General features: G+C 63.3%; 14 protein-coding genes. 2 read left to right on the forward strand and 12 right to left on the reverse strand.

The window, feature by feature from the left end; translation table 11 throughout:
- Positions 1-2: 2 nt before the first annotated feature.
- Positions 3-2,762, reverse strand: a complete 2,760-nt coding sequence (locus JHL16_RS29340; protein WP_200188423.1) for a caspase family protein — start codon at positions 2,760-2,762, stop codon at positions 3-5.
- A 157-nt stretch (positions 2,763-2,919) separates the two neighbouring features.
- The gene (locus JHL16_RS29345; RefSeq protein ID WP_200188424.1) at positions 2,920-3,195 is read right to left on the reverse strand and encodes a metal-sensitive transcriptional regulator; all 276 of its coding nucleotides are present in this window, start codon (positions 3,193-3,195) and stop codon (positions 2,920-2,922) included.
- 77 nt (positions 3,196-3,272) lie between these two features.
- Between JHL16_RS29345 and JHL16_RS29350 the strand changes: the two genes are divergently transcribed.
- On the forward strand, positions 3,273-5,639 hold the full coding sequence (locus JHL16_RS29350) for a heavy metal translocating P-type ATPase (protein ID WP_200188425.1): 2,367 nt from the start codon (positions 3,273-3,275) through the stop codon (positions 5,637-5,639).
- On the opposite strand, the gene JHL16_RS29355 is transcribed toward JHL16_RS29350, so the two are convergent.
- From JHL16_RS29355 to JHL16_RS29375, 5 genes are read right to left on the reverse strand one after another with little or no spacing between them, the layout of a single operon-like run.
- Positions 5,636-6,586 (reverse strand): carbohydrate kinase family protein, encoded by a 951-nt coding sequence (locus tag JHL16_RS29355; RefSeq protein ID WP_200188426.1) that lies wholly within the window; start codon positions 6,584-6,586, stop codon positions 5,636-5,638. The genes JHL16_RS29350 and JHL16_RS29355 overlap by 4 nt on opposite strands.
- A 50-nt stretch (positions 6,587-6,636) precedes the next feature.
- Complete coding sequence (locus JHL16_RS29360) at positions 6,637-7,884, reverse strand: dihydrolipoamide acetyltransferase family protein (RefSeq protein ID WP_200188427.1); 1,248 nt, start codon at positions 7,882-7,884, stop codon at positions 6,637-6,639.
- A 3-nt stretch (positions 7,885-7,887) separates the two neighbouring features.
- On the reverse strand, positions 7,888-8,880 hold the full coding sequence (locus JHL16_RS29365) for an alpha-ketoacid dehydrogenase subunit beta (protein WP_200188428.1): 993 nt from the start codon (positions 8,878-8,880) through the stop codon (positions 7,888-7,890).
- On the reverse strand, positions 8,880-9,905 hold the full coding sequence (locus JHL16_RS29370) for a thiamine pyrophosphate-dependent dehydrogenase E1 component subunit alpha (RefSeq protein ID WP_200188429.1): 1,026 nt from the start codon (positions 9,903-9,905) through the stop codon (positions 8,880-8,882). Before JHL16_RS29370 ends, JHL16_RS29365 begins: the two co-directional genes overlap by 1 nt.
- Entirely contained in the window at positions 9,902-11,251 is a 1,350-nt protein-coding gene (locus tag JHL16_RS29375) for an NAD(P)H-dependent oxidoreductase (protein WP_200188430.1), read from the reverse strand. The genes JHL16_RS29370 and JHL16_RS29375 overlap by 4 nt, the downstream gene beginning before the upstream one ends.
- A 271-nt stretch (positions 11,252-11,522) precedes the next feature.
- On the opposite strand from JHL16_RS29375, the gene JHL16_RS29380 reads away from it, so the two are divergent.
- Positions 11,523-12,572 carry an ABC transporter ATP-binding protein gene (locus JHL16_RS29380; protein WP_200188431.1) on the forward strand — a complete coding sequence of 350 codons (1,050 nt, stop codon included), beginning with the start codon at positions 11,523-11,525 and terminating at the stop codon, positions 12,570-12,572.
- 12 nt (positions 12,573-12,584) lie between these two features.
- Here JHL16_RS29380 and JHL16_RS29385 read toward each other — a convergent pair whose 3' ends face one another.
- The 5 genes from JHL16_RS29385 to JHL16_RS29405 all read right to left on the reverse strand — a co-directional run bounded on the left by JHL16_RS29385 (position 12,585) and on the right by JHL16_RS29405 (position 17,151).
- Entirely contained in the window at positions 12,585-12,815 is a 231-nt protein-coding gene (locus JHL16_RS29385) for an AbrB/MazE/SpoVT family DNA-binding domain-containing protein (RefSeq protein WP_200188432.1), read from the reverse strand.
- Positions 12,816-12,823: 8 nt separating this feature from the next.
- Positions 12,824-13,651 carry a hypothetical protein gene (locus JHL16_RS29390; RefSeq protein ID WP_200188433.1) on the reverse strand — a complete coding sequence of 276 codons (828 nt, stop codon included), beginning with the start codon at positions 13,649-13,651 and terminating at the stop codon, positions 12,824-12,826.
- A gap of 8 nt (positions 13,652-13,659) precedes the next feature.
- Positions 13,660-14,505 (reverse strand): carbohydrate ABC transporter permease, encoded by an 846-nt coding sequence (locus JHL16_RS29395; RefSeq protein WP_200188434.1) that lies wholly within the window; start codon positions 14,503-14,505, stop codon positions 13,660-13,662.
- A 3-nt stretch (positions 14,506-14,508) separates the two neighbouring features.
- A complete protein-coding gene (locus tag JHL16_RS29400) occupies positions 14,509-15,444 on the reverse strand; it encodes a carbohydrate ABC transporter permease (protein ID WP_200188435.1) in 936 nt (311 codons plus the stop codon).
- 129 nt (positions 15,445-15,573) lie between these two features.
- Positions 15,574-17,151 (reverse strand): ABC transporter substrate-binding protein, encoded by a 1,578-nt coding sequence (locus tag JHL16_RS29405; RefSeq protein ID WP_200188436.1) that lies wholly within the window; start codon positions 17,149-17,151, stop codon positions 15,574-15,576.
- Positions 17,152-17,184 lie beyond the last annotated feature (33 nt).

Genomic DNA, 17,184 nt, shown 5'->3' on the forward strand with positions numbered 1-17,184 from the left:
TCTTACTGCATTGACGCCAGATAGAAATTCGGAATAGCGGCGCTCTTTGTCATCACCGGCGTCTGCAATCCCTCCGTCATTGTCTCCACCCGCGTCCCCAGACTTTCGGCGAGTTCAAAGATCGACAGCCGGCCATCACCACCAAAGGCTTCCTTGTCCTCGAGCGTCGCGAGCAAGGCCTTGGTGAAGGCGCCGTTGCCCCATTCAGCCTTCTCATAGGAGAATTGCCGTCCGGTGGATGAGGCATACATCACGACACCATTGGCCTGCGCGAATTCATTCGCGAAGCCCGTCATGTCGGCGAGCGCCTGACCGCCGGCAATGCCGCTTCCGGCATTACACGCATCCATGAAGAACAGGACCTTGCCCTGGATGGTGCGAAGATTGTCGCGGATGACGAGCCCGCTCAAGGATTTCGCGGCGAGCTCATCCTCGGCGAGGCTGGCATTGGCGGGCAGGAAGTGGAAACTGCCGCGTCGATCCGTGACGCCGTGCCCCGCCATGAAGACGAAGGCATAGTCATTGGGCCCGACCTTCTTGCTCAAGCGCGTGAGCTCGATTTCGATATTGTCCTCATCGGCCTTGTCGTCGAGCAGCAATACGGTCTCGACATCGCCGAAGAACTTGCCCTTCTGGGCCCTGAGCGCCGCCTCGACATCGATCGCATCCTTGGCGGCGTAATCGAGCCTCAGCGACGGCTCGCGATAAGCGCTCACCCCGACGAGCAGCGCATAGAGCTTCGGCTTGTCGCCCGACAGCTTGGCGCCCGTCCATTTCACCGGCACCGACGCTGCGGCGCTGGGCTGGTCACCGATGAAGGCGGTGAGCGAAACGACCGCATCGCGGGGCGGGAGGAGCAGCGACATCCGGTTGTCGCGCTCGAGCTCCAGCTCCTCATTCACTTCCTGCATCGCCCGGGCCTGGGTCAGCTGACCGTCGATGCGCATTTCAAGACGCGTCACCGCGCGGCCGGAGGGAGAATGCAGGCGGTAGGTAAGCTCGAGCTCCGGCCTGTCGGTTTCGATGCCGCGCGGATCGGAGACGATCTCGACGACGGCCGGCAGTTTCGTCTCCTCCTCCTTGCGCCTGGCGGCTTCGTTGGCCTGAATAACCGCGGCGGCCACGTCCTTCGTCTTGAGCACCAGTTGCACGATATCGGGGCGGTAGAACTTCTCACGCAGCAAGGACGCCGGAAAAAAGCTCGGCGTGTCGTTCCAGGATTTGCCGTTGATGTGCCAGCCGATCAGATCCTCACCACCTGGCGATGCGGCATAGTAGCCTGACGGTGTCCAGGCGATCCAGCGCTTGTCGGGAACATGCACAAAAAGGGCGAGGAGCTCGACGCCGTCGGATGCGCGGTGCCACCTGATCGTGCCATCGTCATTGGCGGTAATGATGAGGCTGCCATCGGCGGAATGATTGACGCCCCATACCGTGCAGCCACCGGAAGTCATCCACAAGCGCTTTCCAGTCGCGTCGAGGCGAAACAAATACAGGTCGGTCCCGATGGCGAAACTGCGCGCGTCGGGCGCGATCGACAGGCTTCGCGAGCCCGCGAAGACCTCGACGGGCTTTCCGTTCAATGTCGGCTGTTGCGACTGGGTCCAGTTCTTGATGTCGAGCGTATCGGTGATGGGCAGAATATAATCGCTCGGCCGCGCCGGCATGGCGTTGAAGGCGAGCTTCTCGACGTCGAAGCGCCAGGGGTCCTTCGCGCCCAGCTTTAGACCGAACCACACGCCCGTTCCGTCCTGCGCGACGGCGAAGTTGTTCACGGTCTTCATACGCATGTCGGCGCGAACCGAGCTCTTATTGAACACGATCCGCGCATCGGGACCATAAAGCCCTATTTCGCCCGCGGCGCTCACGAAAGCGATGCCGCCCGTCGCGGTCGCCACCAGTCCGGTGACCGCCTCTTCCGCACCACCCTCCAGAACGACGGGCTTGCCGAGACCGGCGACATCCCAGCGGATCAAGGGGTAGCGCTGCTTGGTGGTCATTATCGAACCGGCGGCAAAGAGGTTTTTCCCGTCGGCCGAAAATTCGATGTCGAACACCCCGCCGTTTTTCAGCAGGGCGGTGTCGAACTGGCCTTTGAGCTGCATCTGCGCGACGTCGATCACCGATATCCTGTTGCTCTTCTCGTAGGTAAAGGCGAGCAAGGCGCCGTCAGGTGAAAAGGCGAGCCGGACCGGCCGGGCGGCATCACCGTCACCGGGTATCTTCAATATTCTGGGAGGCTTGGTCAGATCTCTTTCATAGAGCCTGACCTGATTGTCATAGGCGACGGTCGCCAATCGACCCGAACCGGAGCCGTCATACGCGAGGTTGATGATACTGTAATCGGCATCGACAACGGGCGGGCCGGCGAAATCCGTTGTCCAGACTTGAAGTCCCTTTTTGTCGATGAACCCGGCCGCGAGGTAACGGCCGTCAGGAGAGAACGCTATACGCGGGCCACTGACAAAGGAGCCGAGGCTCTTGGTGACGGCGCCGCTCGCCGTATCGAGAATATAGATTCGTCCGCCATCGCCGAAGCTGCTGACCGCGATCTTCTGGCCATCAGGTGAAATGCTGACATCGTCGATTCTTCCATCATATCCCTGCTCGCTCGGGATGGCGAAAGTCTTGATCAGCTTGCCGTCCTGAAGCGACCAGAGACGCACGGACTTGTCGGTGGATCCGGTCAGCAGCAGCATCCCGTCCGCCGTCGTCACGGCGCCGACAATGGGCGCTATATGCATGCCGGATTCGATACGCAATTGCGGATCTTGCGCCGGCGTGCTGCACTTTCCGATGACAGCAGCAATAAACACCGCCGCACAAAGGTGTATGGCCGTAGAGAAGACTCGCATGGGTACCGTCCGAGTGGACGGTTACCCTAACGTACAGTAAGGCAAAAGCAAGACGACGCTGGCTTCAATTCTGCAAGCGTCCCAGCACGTCGAGCAGCTCGGCGAGCTTGCGGCGCTGCTCGTCTTTCTTGCCCGAGACGATCGCGTCCTCGACGCAATGGGCGACGTGGTCCTTCAGCACCTCTTCCTCGACGCGCTTGAGCGCGGCGCGGATGGCGGAGATCTGGGTCATCACATCGATGCAGTAACGGTCTTCCTCGACCATGCGCGCGACGCCGCGCACCTGGCCCTCGATCCGGCCCAACCGCTTGAGGCAGGCCTGCTTGGTCTCGTTTTTCATGACTTGCCTTATACCCTATGGGGGTATATATAGCAAGAACAAATACCCCTTGGGGGTATCCAGTTTTGGAGTGCATCATGCAGAAGTCAGACGGCCATGGCGGCCATGCCCATCACGATCACGCGCATCATGGCCATGGCGCGGCGACACCGGCCGGCAAGGTGAAGGATCCCGTCTGCGGCATGGATGTCGATCCGGCCACCGCCAAACACACGCTCACCCATGCAGGCCAGCATTTCTATTTCTGCTCGCCCGGCTGCAAAGCGAAGTTCGAGGCTGATCCTCAACGTTATGTGGCACCCAAGGCGGAAACCAAACCCGCCGATCCGGGCGCCATCTATACCTGCCCGATGCATCCCGAGATCCGCCAGGTCGGCCCCGGCTCCTGCCCGATCTGCGGCATGGCGCTCGAGCCCGAGATCGCTACCGCCGACAGCGGGCCCAATCCCGAGCTCGCCGACATGAAGAAGCGCTTCTGGATCGGCCTCGTTCTTACCGTGCCGGTCTTCGTGCTCGAAATGGGCGCCCATCTTTTCCCGGCGCTGCTGCATGCGATCCCGCCCGGCATCTCGAACTGGGTACAACTCGCTTTCGCGACACCGGTCGTGCTGTGGGCGGGGTATCCTTTCTTCGAACGCGGCTGGCGTTCACTCGTCACGCGCAAACTCAATATGTTCACGCTCATCGCCATGGGCACCGGCGTCGCCTGGGCTTTCAGCATCATCGCCACGCTGCTGCCCGGCCTCTTCCCCGACTCGTTGCGCAGTCACGATGGCAGCGTGCCGGTCTATTTCGAAGCCGCCGCGGTCATCACCGTGCTGGTGCTGCTCGGCCAGGTTCTGGAATTGCGCGCCCGCGACCAGACTTCGGGCGCCATCAAGGCGCTCTTAGGCCTCGCCCCCAAAACGGCGCGCCGCATCGGCGCCGATGGCGCGGAAGCGGAAGTGGCGCTCGATCTCGTCCAGGCCGGCGATGTGCTACGCGTGCGGCCCGGTGAAAAGGTGCCGGTCGACGGCGAGGTCATTGACGGACGGTCCTCGGTCGATGAATCGATGATCACCGGCGAATCCATGCCGGTCAGCAAGACACAAGGGTCCAAGGTCACCGGCGGCACGCTCAACCAGACCGGGGCGCTGACCATGCGCGCGCTCAAAGTGGGTCGCGAGACGATGCTGGCGCGCATCGTGCAGATGGTGTCGGAAGCGCAGCGCTCGCGCGCGCCGATCCAGCGCCTCGCCGATCAGGTGTCGGGCTGGTTCGTGCCGCTCGTCATCGCCATCGCTCTGATCGCTTTCGCCACCTGGATGCTGTGGGGGCCTGAGCCGCGCCTTGCTTACGCGCTGCTCGCCGCCGTCTCGGTGCTCATCATCGCGTGTCCCTGTGCGCTCGGGCTCGCGACGCCGATGTCGATCATGGTGGGCGTCGGCAAGGGTGCTGAGAACGGCATCCTCATCAAGAATGCCGAGGCGCTGGAGCGGCTCGAAAAAGCCGATGCGCTGGTCGTCGACAAGACCGGCACGCTCACCGAGGGTAAGCCCAAAGTGACAAGCATCGTCGCGGCGACGGGCCATGACGAGACAGAGCTTCTGCGCCTCGCGGCCGGCGTCGAACGCGCCTCCGAACATCCGCTCGCCCATGCGATCGTCGTCGCGGCGGAAGAGAAGAAGCTCAAGCTGCCCGAGGTCAAGGATTTCGACTCGCCTACCGGCAAGGGCGCCAAGGGTGTCGTCGAGGGCAGGAAGATCACCCTCGGCAATGCCGCGTTTCTCAAATCCGAGGGCGTCGATGCGACCGCGCTGTTCACCGAAGCCGAGGCTCTGCGCCAGGACGGCGCCACCGCGATCTTCATCGGCATCGACAAGGCGGCGGCGGGTGTCATCGCCATCGCCGATCCGGTCAAGGCGACGACGCCCGATGCGCTGAAGGCGCTGCGCGAGGCCAATATCCGCATCGTGATGCTGACCGGCGACAACCGCACGACGGCGGAAGCGGTGGCGCGCCGGCTCGGCATCACCGAAGTCGAGGCCGATGTGCTGCCCGACCAGAAAGCGGCGATCGTCAAGCGCCTGCAGAGCGAAGGCCGTGTCGTCGCCATGGCGGGCGACGGCGTCAATGACGCGCCGGCGCTCGCTGCCGCCGATATCGGCATCGCCATGGGCAAAGGCACCGATGTCGCCATCGAAAGCGCCGGTGTCACGCTGCTCCAGGGCGATCTCATGGGCATCGCCGAAGCGCGCCGGCTGTCGCGCGCCACCATGCGCAATATCCGCGAGAACCTGCTCTTCGCCTTCATCTATAATGCGGCGGGCGTTCCGGTGGCGGCAGGCGTGCTCTACCCGACCTTCGGCCTGCTCCTGTCACCGATGATCGCCGCGGCGGCGATGGCGCTCTCCTCGGTGAGCGTGATCGGCAATGCGCTACGGCTCCGGATGATGAAGCTTTAGGCCTTAACCCTCGTCGGCGTGCGTGTCATGAATTCCATCGTGTGCTCGAAGGAGGTGACGCCGGCCTGGGAACCGAGGCCCGTCGCATTGAGCGCCGATGTCGCCTGAGCGAAACGCACCGTGGTTTCGGGATCGAAGCCGCGCACCAGGCCGACGGCGAAGCCGGCATTGAAGGCATCGCCGCAGCCGCAGGTGCATTTGACCTTCACATCGAAGGCCGGAATCTGGAAATGCCGGCCCTCAGCATCGTGGTAATAGGCGCCGTCGGCGCCGAGCGTGAAGACGCAGGCCTTGACGCCAAGACCGATGAAATGCTTCGCATTGTCGGCAAGGCCCGACAGGCCGGTGAGCGCGCCCGCCTCCTCGATCGAGGGCATGAAATAGTCGACATGCGGCAGCACCTGCGCCACCGCCGGCAGATCGGCCGGCGAGCTGGCGAAAACATCGAGCGTCGTGGTGGCGCCATGCGCCTTGGCTGCCTGCATCAATTCGGCATTGCGGCCCTTGTCCATCCGGTCCATCAGGCCGATGCCGCCAATATGGACGACGCGGGCATCGATCACCTGCTTCAGCAGCGTGTCGTCGACGAAGAAATCACCGGTTGCGCCCTTCATATGGAGCGCCGGGCGCGTGCCGTCGACGCGCGTCGTCACGATCGAGGACGAAGTGCGCGATCCGGCGAGGCGCTGCATGGCGGAGGTGTCGACGGAAAAACTCTTCAGGCGCTGAAACACCCAATCGCCCATGAGATCGGGGCCGACGCCGCCCACCGCCAGAACCTTGAGGCCCATCTTGGCGGCGGCGATCGCCGCCGTGCCGGCGGCGCCTGAAACCGCGAGCGTCAATTCATCGATGAAATTGGTGCCGCCGCCGTCCGGCACCGCCGTGAAGGGCCAGCCCAGACAATCGAAAGTATAGAAGCCGATCGATGAATAGTCGTATCTCATGCCTTGGGTTCCCTGCCCTCGCCGTAAGAGGTGACAGCCTATTCAATATCTCACGCCAGCATCAAGGCCGGTTCTTCGATGAATGTCCGGAAAGCGGCGAGGAGCTCGGCGCCGAGCGCGCCATCGACGGCGCGATGGTCGCAGGACAAGGTGCAGGTCATCTGAGTTCGCAATTCGATGCGACCCTCATATTTCGCCGGACGTTCGATGCCGGCGCCGACGGCGAGGATGGTCGCATGCGGCGGGTTGATGATCGCCGCGAACTCTTCGATGCCATACATGCCGAGATTGGAAACCGCAGTCGTGCCGCCCTGATATTCGGACGGCGTCAGCCGGCGGGCGCGCGCTCTGGCGGCCAGCTCCTTCATCTCGAGCGAGATGACGGAGAGGGATTTCGTCTCGGCGGCGCGGATCACCGGCGTGAACAGCCCGCCTTCGACGGCGACCGCGACACCCACATCGCTGGCGCGGTGCTTCAGGATGCCGGCATCGGTCCAGGTGACATTGGCGTTGGGCACGCGCTGCAAGGCCAGCGCCAGCGCCTTGATGACGAAGTCGTTGATCGACAGCTTCCAGGCCGGCTGCTTGTCGGAATTGCGCGGCGCGCTGTCATTAAGCTTTTCGCGGATATGCAGGAGCTCGCCCAGGTCGCAGGTGAGCGACAGATAGAAATGCGGCACCGTCTGCTTCGACTGCACCAGCCTCTCGGCGATGATGCGACGCATGCCGCTGATAGGTTCGATGTCGTAGCTGCCCGACTGATAGAGGCTGGTGACCTCCGGCGCAGCGGGCCGCAGCTCCGCTTGCGGCGGCGGCGGCACGGCACGGAAGTTCTTCACGTCCTCGGCCTGGATGCGGCCACGCGGACCGCTGCCGGCGATCTCCGGCAGCTTCAGGCCGCGTTCACGCGCGAGGCGGCGCGCCAGCGGCGTGGCGCGCGGCAGGCCCGATTGCGGCATCGGCGTCGTATCGATCACCGGGGCGACAGGTGCGGCTTGGATACTCTGCGCGGCCGGCGCGAGCTTCACCGGAGCCGGCGCTAGTGTCTGGGCGGTCTCGCCTTCCCCATAAATGAAGGCGACCGGCGTTCCGACCGGAATATCGACACCCTCGCTTGCGGAGATGTTGCGGATCACGCCGGAGCCCGGTGATTCCACTTCCATCGCCGCCTTGTCGGTCTCGATCTCGAAGATCGGCGCGCCCTTGGCGACGGTCGCGCCTTCGGTGACATACCACTTGCTGATTTTGCCAGTGGCCATGTCCATATCGACACGCGGCAGGATGACCTCGATGGGCATGATTCAGATCCGGCCCGTCACGAGGCGGCGCACAGATGCGATGATGCCGTCGGTCTGTGGCACGGCCGCTTTTTCGAGCACCGGATTATAGGGGATCGGCGCTTCGGCGCCGCCCAGACGCAGGATCGGCGCATCGAGATAATCGAAGGCCTCGCTCTCGGCGATCATGGCGCTGATCTCGGCGCCGATACCGAGCGTCTTGACGCCTTCATAGACGCAGGCGAGACGGGTCGTCTTCTTCACGCTTTCGATGATCGTCTGGGTGTCGAGCGGGCGCAGCGTGCGCAGGTCGATGACCTCGACATCGATGCCTTCGCCGCTCAGGATCTCGGCCGCCTCGAGGGCGCGATGCACCATGATGGCGGTGGCGACGATGGTGACGTGGCGGCCCTCGCGCCGAACGAGCGCCTTGCCGATCGGAACGCGATAGGCTTCCTCGGGAACCTCGCCCTTCATCTTGTAGAGAAGCTTGTGCTCGAAGACCATCACCGGATCGGGATCGTCGATCGCCGACAGCAGCAGGCCCTTGGCGTCATGCGGCGTTGCCGGCTGCACCACCTTGAGGCCCGGCACATGGGCGAACCAGGCATCGAGCGACTGGCTGTGCTGGGCGGCGGCCCCAGTGCCGGAGCCCGCCGGGAAACGCATCACCAGCGGCACCGAAACCTTGCCGCCAAGCATGAAGCGGATCTTGGCCGCCTGGTTGACGATCTGCTCCATCGCCAGCGTGGCGAAATCGGAGAACTGGAATTCAAAGACCGGCTTCGAGCCGGCGAGCGCCGCACCGACGGCGACACCGGCGGCGCCCAGTTCGGCGATCGGCGTGTCCATGACACGATCCTCGCCGAAGCGATGGACGAGATCGCCCGTCACCTGGAAGGCGCCGCCATAGACGCCGATATCCTCACCCATGAGGAAGACGCGCTCATCGGCCTCCATGGCCTGGGCGAGCGCCTCGCGCACTGCTTCGGCATAACTCAACTCACGCGCCGACATCAGGCCGCTCCCTTGGTATAGACATCGCGCATCAGATCGGCCGGCAGCGGATCGGTGCCGCCCTTGGCGAATTCGACCGCCGCGGCGATCTCCACCTCGGCGGCGACACGGATCGCCTCCGCCTCGTCCTTGCGCAAGATTCCGAAGGCCTCGAGATTGGCCTCGAAATGGCCGATCGGGTCACGCGCCTTCCACTCCTCGATCTCTTCCTTGGTGCGGTAGCGGTTACGGTCGCTCTTCGAATGGCCGCGAATGCGATAAGTCTTGGTTTCGATCAACGAGGGGCCATCGCCGTTCCGGGCGCGCGCCGTCGCCCGCATGACGGCTTCGGAGACATCCTCGATGCGGTTGCCGTCGACGATCTCGCCCGGCATGTTGTAGGCAGGCGCCCGGTCGGCGACATTGCGGACCGCCATCGAGCGTTCGGTCGATACCGACATGCCGTATTTGTTGTTCTCGCAGATGAAGAGGACCGGCAGCTTCCAGATCGCCGCCATATTGAGCGCCTCATGGAAGGCGCCTTCGTTGGAGGCGCCGTCGCCGAAGAAACACACCGCGACGTCGTCGCGCTTCTGCTTGCGGATGGCGAGCGCCGCGCCGACCGCGATGGGCAGGCCGCCACCGACAATGCCATTGGCGCCGAGATTGCCGCTTTCGACATCGGCGATATGCATCGAGCCGCCGCGGCCGCGGCAATAGCCCTCCTCCTTGCCGAAGAACTCGGCGAACATCAGCTTAGGGTCGGCGCCCTTGGCGATGCAGTGGCCGTGGCCGCGATGGGTGGAGGTGATGTAATCGGTCTTGCGCAGATCCATGCAGGAGCCGACGGCGCTGGCTTCCTGACCGATCGAGAGATGCATGGTGCCGTGGATGAGGCCGCGCGTATAAGCCTCTTCAGCGCCTTCCTCGAAACGGCGGATCAGATACATGCGGCGCAGTGCATCGCGGAGCGCCGTGGTGTCGAAATGCCGATAGAAATCGCGGAGATTCGAAACCGCGACGGTTTCCTGGGTCACCTGGGTCATGCGGAGGCCTTTGCCAGAAGCTCGTCCTGTCGGCGGCGCAGGCCTACGATGCGCGAGCTCTGATCGAGCGCGACATTGTCGGCGGTGAGCAATTCGCCTTTGCGGATGGGCCTGGTGACCTTGCCCTGCTCGAGAAGGCCGCAAGGGACGGCCTTTGCCTCCGCCGCGCCCTCATAGGTCATGATCCAGGCGCGATAGGTATATTCGCCGATCGCGTCGAGCGCGTCGCCGGGTTTCAAATCTTTCTTGGCGACGGCGCAGACTTCCGCCGCCGGCCGGTCGAGCGGCTGCATGTCGGCGGTGCCGTAGAGCACGGCGCGGGCGCAGGACAGCGGCACTTCGAGACTCGTCAGATGATAGGGCCGATAGAACGTGTAGTAAGGTCCGGCACCGAGCTTCAGATCATGCATGCGCTCCCGCAAGCGCGGATGCGCCATCTCGGCGATGACGAAGACGCCGGGGGCGACACCTTTGCCGATCGAATAATCGACGACGCCTTTGCGTGACAGCAGGCCGCCATCGACCTTGGGACACAGCACTTTTTCGAGCTCCGGCAAGGTCGCCTGCGGGCCATGCATGCCGGGGCAGTCGGGCACGAGACCGGTCGCATTGGCGATCGCCGCCATCTCGACCATGGTCTTCGAGCCATCGACGAACTCGACCAGCATGCGCGGGTTCATGTTGCGCCGGCGGGCTTCGTCCATATAGGCGTCGGGCGTCGCGTCGATATTGAGCGGGTTGTTCTTGCCCTTGCCGGCGGCGACGATCGGATAGCCGAGGCTCGACACGAAATTGATGAGCTCCATGCAGGAGCTCGGCTCATCACCGGCGCCCAGCGTATAAACGACGCCGAGCCGTTTCGCCTCGCGCTGCAGATAGGCGCCGATGGTGACGTCGGCCTCGACATTCATCATCACCAGATGCTTGCCATGCTCCATCGCGGTGAGGCCGATCTCGGCGCCGACCGCCGGGCGCCCGGTCGCGTCGATGACGACATCGATCGCATCGCTGGTGCAAACCGCCTGTGCATCCTCGGTGATCGCGGTCAGGCCCTGCTTCAGGGCGGCGTCGAAAGCGGGCTTGCCGGAAGCGACGACATGGCTGCCAGCCGGCCGGCCGGCAATGGCGAGCGCGCGCTCGGCGGCCTTGATGTTGATCTCGGCAATGGCGGCAACCGTGATGCCCGCCATCTGGTCGCATTGGGTGACGATGTCGGTTCCCATCTCACCGGAGCCGATGAGGCCGACCCGGATCGGACGGCCCTGCGCCGCCTGCCGGCGCGCGAGATCGGCGGCGAGCGCGCCGGAAAAGCTGCTGCCTGGCAATTGACGGGCTGCGACAGCCATTCTGCCTCCCACTGCATTCTGGTTATTGGATGGGAGAATAGATACTTTTATGCTCTCTATTGTCAATATGTAATACGATTTTGCTGCTTTGCGGCAGGGAAATTGTGCAGAGCAGTATAAGATTTCTCAAGAAACCCGCTGTTTAATGGCTCTACTGCCCAAAACTGAATATGGAACATATGTATCCACAACTCTGAACTGTTGCATTTTCAGGATGACCGTATAGTGTTTGCTTCCATAAAAGTGCCGGGGAAGCAGATGCAGGGACGCCATGGCTGAGATCAAATTGCGCGGAGTGTCGAAGTCCTGGGGCGATTTCATCGGCGTGGACAACATCGATCTCGACATCAGGGACAAGGAATTCATGGTCTTCCTCGGTCCCTCGGGCTGCGGCAAGACGACGACCATGCGGATGATCGCCGGCCTCGAGGATCCGACCGGCGGCGACATCAGCATCGACGGCGAGAGCATGACCGATGTCGACGCCCGCGACCGCGACGTCGCGATGGTGTTCCAGAGCTATGCGCTCTATCCGAACATGTCGATCTACGAGAATATCCGCTTTCCCCTGAAGATGCGCGGTATCCCCGCCGGCGATCACGACCGGCTGGTGCGCCAGGCGGCGGACATGGTCGAGCTCGGCCAATATCTCGACCGCAAGCCGCGCGCGCTATCGGGCGGCCAGCGCCAGCGCGCCGCGCTCGCCCGCGCCATCGTGCGCCAGCCGCAGGTCTTCCTGATGGACGAGCCGCTCTCCAATCTCGACGCCAAGCTGCGCCTCACCATGCGGGCCCAGCTCAAGCATATCCAAAGGCAGCTCGAGACGACGACCGTCTATGTGACGCATGACCAGATCGAGGCGATGACGCTCGCCGACCGCATCGCAGTGATGAACAAAGGCAAGATCCAGCAGCTCGGCACGCCGGACGAGGTCTACAACAATCCGAACCACCTGTTCGTCGCCGGCTTCATCGGCTCGCCGCCGATGAATCTCATTCCGGGGGCGCTTGAGAACGGCGATTTCGTCGGACCCGACACACGCGTGAAGGGTGCGGGCCAAGGCAGCCGCGCCAATGTGGTCCTCGGCGTCAGGCCGGAAGACATGGAGATCGTCCCCACCCAGGACGGCCATCTCATCTCGAAGCTCTATTCGCTCGAGCCGACCGGCGATGTCACCCTGGTGACGGCCTGGGCCGGCGAGCAGCTCGTCGTCGCCAAAGGCTCACGTGTTTTCCGGCAAGAGGTCGACACACCGATCGCCTTCAAATTCGCACCGGGGCGTGTCTTCCTGTTCGATGGAGAGAGCGGGAACAGGATCTGAGTATCCGGCAGCTCACTTACCGCGGGTGAGCGCCATGATAGCGTCAGTCGATAGGCCCTTGCCGGCGTGGCCACGCAGTTTAGCGAAACGACCGATTTGCCGCTCGCGCCGAGCCTTCGCCAATACGACAGACCCATTTGCGGCTACGCCAAAATCGATCCTGTCGCCCGGAACGATGCCCAAGCGTTCGCGCATCGACTTTGGAATTGTGACCCGTCCCTTGGCGTCTACGGTCGCGCTCATGACAAGCGTCAATACATTCCGCGGATTTCGGTGAGCTCGGCGGCGAGGCCGGCGATGTCGCGCTTGGCGACGAGGCTGGCGATCGCGGGCAGGCGCGGCGCGATCAGGGCGCCGACAATGGCGAAGAACTGATCCTCGTCGAGCTCCTCGGCGGGCTTGCCCTGCTCGGCGAACAGGAGCGCCACGCAGGCGATGGCATAGACGGTGAGATTCTGGTCGTCGCCCCTGGCGATGACGGAAGCGTCTCGCGGTTTGCCGGAGCGGGCGATCGGCGCCACATCGACGAGCGCCATGATGGCATGGGCGAGGAAATCGGGCTCCGAACCGTTTAAGCCAGCGCCGATATCGGCGAGCAAGGTGCGGCGCGCCGCATCGACGCGATGCTCGAGCACAAGGAAAGGCGGCGTGCGGTAACGCCTGAGGATGTGAATGGTGGCGCGATAAAAGTAGGCATTGAACAGCGGATTGACGAGGAAGCTGTCGGCGCGGATGGCGGCCGCCACCTCATTCATGATGCCATGGGTGAAGGGCGACGGCAGCTTGCGCCATTCCGGCGCGAAAAGCGTGATCGACAGATTGACCGACCAGGTGGTCAGCCGGTCGGCAATGCGCGCCAGCCGCGACACCAAGGCCGTCAGAAAATAACCGCCGGGCCGCATTTCTACCGGTGGACGGGCAGGCCCGGCAGGCGTCTGTTCGGCGGGATGGCCCCAATATTCGGCGCCGGACAGCACCCGCATGAAGAATTGCGCCGTGCGCAGGCTGTCACGTGCCCCAGCGGCAGCGCAGACGGCATGCGAGGCAAGGGTGTCCTGATGGCGCGAAGCAGTTGTCATAGGCCCATTCAGCCCTTTACGGCCCCCATCGTCAAGCCGCGCGAGAGGTGCTTCTGGATCGCCACAACCAGAAGCAGCACCGGCACGAAGGCGATGAAGGCGACCATGGCGATGGCATTATATATGATGCCGTCGGATCCGCCGGTAAAGTTGGCGAGAGCCACCGAGAGCGTATAGGCGTTCTGCGTCGAGGCGATGAGCAGCGTGAACAGGAACTCGTTGATGGCGAAGATCACCGCGATGACGCCGGCGGTGATGATGCCCGGCAGGCACATGGGCACGATGATCGCCACCAGGATGCGCAGATCCGAGGCGCCGTCGGTGCGCGCGGCGTCCTCAATCTCGGGCGGAATGTCGAGCATGTAAGAGCGCACGATCCAGGTGACGAGCGACAGATTCATCGCCGCATAGATCAGCATCAGCGCCCAGACCGAATCGAGCAGGCCGAAGGTCTTGAACAGGAAGAAGATCGGAATGGCGACGACGGCCGGCGCCATCATGCGGGTGGAGAGGATGTAGAAGCCGATATCCTCGCGGAACCGGTATTTGTAACGCGCCAGCGAATAGGCGGCGGGAATGGCGAGCAGGAGGTCGATGACGACGCTGCCGAAAATGGCGATGAGCGAGTTGCGCAAATAGCTGCCCATCGGCCAGGACGACCAGATCATGTTCCAGGCATCGAGCGTGAAGGTCGGCAGATAGAGGGGCTGCGGCAGCACGATCTCAGTGCGCGGGCGTAAACCGATGGTCAGGAACCAGATGATCGGCACGACGCAGAACAGCGCCCAGGAGCCGAGCACGAGATAACGCAATGCGAGTGACCCGGCCTTGCCTGATTTGCGGCGTCTCGCCATGGCCTAATCCCTGCCTGAGCGGAAGAACCGCTTCACGAATGTCTGGGCGATGATCACGGTGAGCGCCAGCAGCAGCACGGACGCGGCAGAGGCATAGCCGAAGTCGAAACGCTTGAAGCCGGTGCGATAGATGAAATAGCTCATCGTCTCGGTGGCGCCGCCCGGCGTGCCGCCGGTGATGATGAAGATCGAGGTAAACATCGTCACGATGTCGATGCCGCGCAGCACCAGCGCCACCGCGATGATGGGCTTGAGCATCGGCAGCGAGATGTTCCAGAAAATCTGCGACCAGCGGGCGCCGTCGAGGCGCGCCGCCTCTTCGATCTCGGCATCCTGCCCCTGAAGGGCGGCGACGAAGATGACGAACAGGAACGGCGTCCACTGCCAGACATCGGTGATGATGAGGGAGAGACGGGCGAGCCAGACATCGCCCAGGAAATCAAGCGGCCGCTCGATGAAGCCGATGCGCATCAGAATGTCCGACACGACGCGGCCGTCATTGAAGGCGAGCTTCCACAGGAAGGAGACCGCCGAGGGCATGAACAGCATCGGCAGCAGGAACAGGATGCGCCAGCTCCTGATGAAGGGATCGCGATAGGCGAAGGCCGCGAGCGTCAAAGCGATGACGAATTCGATGAGGAGTGCGCCAGAGCCCATGAGGAAGGTGTTCCACAGGCTGGCCCAGAACTCATTGTCGCCCAGGAGCTTGGAATAGTTGTCGAGCCCGATGAAGGTCCAGCTGTTGAACTTCACCCGGAACAGGCTCTGATAGATCGCATAGAGGCCGGGATAGAAGGTGATGCCGAGAAGATAGATCACCGCCGGCGCGACGAGCAAATAGGGGAAGGCCTTGCGCTGCAGCGGGCTGCGGCGGCGCTTAAGAGGAGAACGGGCGACCTGCGCCGCCCGTCCCGGATTTGCTGCGATGGCTTCAGCCATTACTTCTCAAATACTTCTCTTCAAATACCCTCACCTTCGAGGGCCGCTCTCGCCTTCGCGAAGCCGAGGCTTCGCTTCGGCGGAGCAAGGTCGCGGCCACCTCAGGGTGAGGGTGATGGGCTGAACCTATCACACCGGCGGCGTCTTGCCCTTGCCGACCCAGGTGGCATCGGCGACAGCGGCGAAATCCATGGGCGGCGTTCCGGAATAGAAGCCGTTCTTGTCCATGATCTCGCGCCAGGCCTTGACGCCGGCATCGAGCGCTTCCTTCGGCGTCGACTGGCCGACGACCGCCTTGTTGATCTCGTTGCCGAGCGCCTGCTCCATCTCGAACATGCCGGGCAGACGCGGGGCACACCAGGCATAATCGAGCTCGGTCGACCACACTTCGGCGGGCTGCGAGACCTTGCGCAGATTGGGGTTGGTGAGCACCGAGCGGTAGCCCGGCGCCACGCCATTGGCATTGGCCTCGTTCATCGCCATGATCGAGGCGGTGGTGAGGAAGGCCAGCATCAGGAAGGCGCCTTCCGGATTCTTCGACGAGGCCGTGACGACCGAAGTCGAGCCCGCAATATTGGGCGGCGCGAAACGGCCGCCGTCGACGCGCGGCTCATAGATGGTGATCACGTCGCCGACGATCTTGCTCTGATCGGGACGCGTCGCCTGGGTGCCGGAATCCTGCCAGGAGATGTTGCTGGCGAGCTGGCCGCCGAGCCAGGCGGCACGGTTCTCGCCCCAGCCCCAGCCGGCGACACCGGCCGGTGCGTTTTTCTGCAGCGCCAGGATGGTCTCGATCGCCTTGACGCCGGCGTCGGAATTGAAGACCGGCTCCCACTTGTCGTTGAACAGATCGACGCCGAACTGGGCGGCGAGATGCTCCCAGGTATAGGTCGACCAGAAGCCGCGCGCCGCCATGAAACCGACGCCGGCAACGCCCTTGTCGGTCTTGTTGAGCTCGGCCGAGAAGCGGATCAGATCGTCATAGGTCTTGATGGTGCTCTTGGCGTCGACGTCGCCGCCCGTCACTTCCTTGAAGTATTTGGCGCGGACATGAATCTGCTGGATGTCGCAGTCGAAGGGAATGCCATAGAGGCCCTTGCCGCCCCACATGCCGTAATTGAGCTTGTAGGTGTCGTAGAAGTCGTCGATCGGCAGCTTCCACTTCGCCGCATAATCGTCGAGCTTGGCGAGGAAGCCTGGCGCTGCGAAATCGCCGAGCCAGGGGGAGAAGAACTGCAGCGCGTCGAAGCTGGCATTGCCGGAGATGAATTCGGCGACCACCTTGTCATAGAGCGAGTCATCCGGGATCGGCACCAGCTCGACCGTCATGCCGGACAATTCCTGGAACGGCTTGAGGCCATCGGCAGCGGATTCGGCGTCGGCGGCGCCGATGGCGAACTTCACCGTCTTGCCGGCGAATTCCTTGCGCACCTGCTCCCAGTCGACGGTGCGGATCCAGTCCTTGGCGGGGTCCCACAGCTGCTCGTCATCGGCGAGCTTGTAGAGATCGCGATAGTCCTTCTTCACGTAATTGCCGACATTGATCCTGGCGAGCACGCTCGCCGGATCGGGCAGCTCGGCGGCGAGGCTGCGCCGGACATTGAAGAGGCTGACCCCACCCACGCCCACGAGGCCGGCGGCGCCAAAGGCGGCGGTCGATTTCAGCAAGGACCGGCGCGACAGGCGGCCCGATGGTTTATGCAACATCACTCTATCTCCTCCCTGGAAATGGCCTGATCA

Origin of the sequence: Taklimakanibacter albus (assembly GCF_016595235.1) — a bacterium.
Taxonomy (GTDB): Bacteria; Pseudomonadota; Alphaproteobacteria; order Rhizobiales; family Aestuariivirgaceae; genus Taklimakanibacter; species Taklimakanibacter albus.